The sequence below is a fragment of the Glutamicibacter sp. AGC46 genome (assembly GCF_053543715.1).
The window spans coordinates 1-2,030 of the sequence record NZ_JBLVOJ010000020.1; the positions used below are offsets into that span (position 1 = coordinate 1).

At 54.1% G+C, this 2,030-nt stretch carries 1 rRNA gene; it reads left to right on the plus strand.

The features are described from left to right. Positions 1-18: 18 nt before the first annotated feature. A 23S ribosomal RNA gene (locus ACNPM8_RS11420) occupies positions 19-2,030 on the plus strand; the annotation flags it as partial.

Sequence of the window (2,030 nt, forward strand, 5' to 3'; positions counted from 1 at the left end):
TTTTGACTTTGATGTTGTGTTGAAGTTTTTAAGGGCGCACGGTGGATGCCTTGGCATCAAGAGCCGATGAAGGACGTGGGAATCTGCGATAAGCCTGGTGGAGTCGATAACCGGACGTTGAGACCAGGATTTCCGAATGGGGGAACCCCGCACCATGTTATGTGGTGTGACCTGCAGCTGAATGTATAGGCTGTGTGGAGGGAACGCGGGGAAGTGAAACATCTCAGTACCCGCAGGAAGAGAAAACAACAGTGATTCCGTTAGTAGTGGCGAGCGAACGCGGATGGGGCTAAACCGGTTGGTGTGTGATAGCGGATAGGCGTTGCATCACCGGGGTTGTGGGGTCGGCATGTACCAGCGCTATCTTGCTGGTGGGATGAGGTGCAGGCGTATAGGTGAATCGGTTGGAATGCCGGACCATAGAGGGTGATAGTCCCGTAGGTGTAATGCGTGTCTGCCGTTCTAGTGTTGATACCCGAGTAGCACGGGGCCCGTGAAACCTTGTGTGAATCTGCCAGGACCACCTGGTAAGCCTGAATACTACTTGATGACCGATAGTGAATCAGTACCGTGAGGGAATGGTGAAAAGTACCCCGGGAGGGGAGTGAAATAGTACCTGAAACCGTGCGCTTACAATCCGTTAGAGCTGGGGACTTGTTCCCTGGTGATGGCGTGCCTTTTGAAGAATGAGCCTGCGAGTTAGTGTTACGTCGCGAGGTTAACCCGTGTGGGGAAGCCGTAGCGAAAGCGAGTCTGAATAGGGCGTTTGAGTGGCGTGATCTAGACCCGAAGCGAAGTGATCTACCCATGGCCAGGTTGAAGCGCGTGTAAGAGCGTGTGGAGGACCGAACCCACTTCAGTTGAAAATGGAGGGGATGAGCTGTGGGTAGGGGTGAAAGGCCAATCAAACTTCGTGATAGCTGGTTCTCCCCGAAATGCATTTAGGTGCAGCGTTGCGTGTTTCTTGCTGGAGGTAGAGCTACTGGATAGGCGATGGGCCCTACAAGGTTACTGACCTTAGCCAAACTCCGAATGCCGGCAAGTGAGAGCGCAGCAGTGAGACTGTGGGGGATAAGCTTCATAGTCGAGAGGGAAACAGCCCAGAACGCCAACTAAGGCCCCTAAGCGTGTGCTAAGTGGAAAAGGATGTGGAGTTGCTGTGACAACCAGGAGGTTGGCTTAGAAGCAGCCACCCTTGAAAGAGTGCGTAATAGCTCACTGGTCAAGTGATTCCGCGCCGATAATGTAGCGGGGCTCAAGCACACCGCCGAAGTTGCGTCATTCAAATATTAACCTGGTTTCGATTGGGTGTTTGGATGGGTAGGGGAGCGTCGTGTGGACGGTGAAGTCGCGGTGTAAACCAGCGGTGGAGGCCACACGAGTGAGAATGCAGGCATGAGTAGCGAATGACGGGTGAGAAACCCGTCCGCCGAATGATCAAGGGTTCCAGGGTTAAGCTAATCTGCCCTGGGTTAGTCGGGACCTAAGGCGAGGCCGACAGGCGTAGTCGATGGACAACGGGTTGATATTCCCGTACCGGCGAAGGACCGCCCATACTGAGCTGTGGATGCTAACCATGATTGACGCTAGCTGTTGGTGCCTTCGGGTATCTTGCTGGTTGATGTGGTGGGAACCGATGCAGTGAGGTCAGCGTATTAACAGGTGTGACGCAGGAAGGTAGCCGAGCCAGGCAATGGAATTGACCTGGTCCAAGGGTGTAGGAAGAGTGGTTGGCAAATCCGCCGCTCATATATTCTGAGACCTGATAGGCGCCCCGTTTTCGGGGTGATTCGGTGATCCTATGCTGCCTAGAAAAGCATCGGCGCGAGGTCCAAGTCCGCCCGTACCCCAAACCGACACAGGTGATCAGGTAGAGAATACTAAGGCGATCGAGAGAATCATGGTTAAGGAACTCGGCAAAATGCCCCCGTAACTTCGGAAGATGGGGGGCCTGCCCCGTGATGAGAACTTGCTTCTCTGATGCGGGTGTGGGCCGCAGAGACCAGGGGGAAGCGACTGTTTACTAAAAA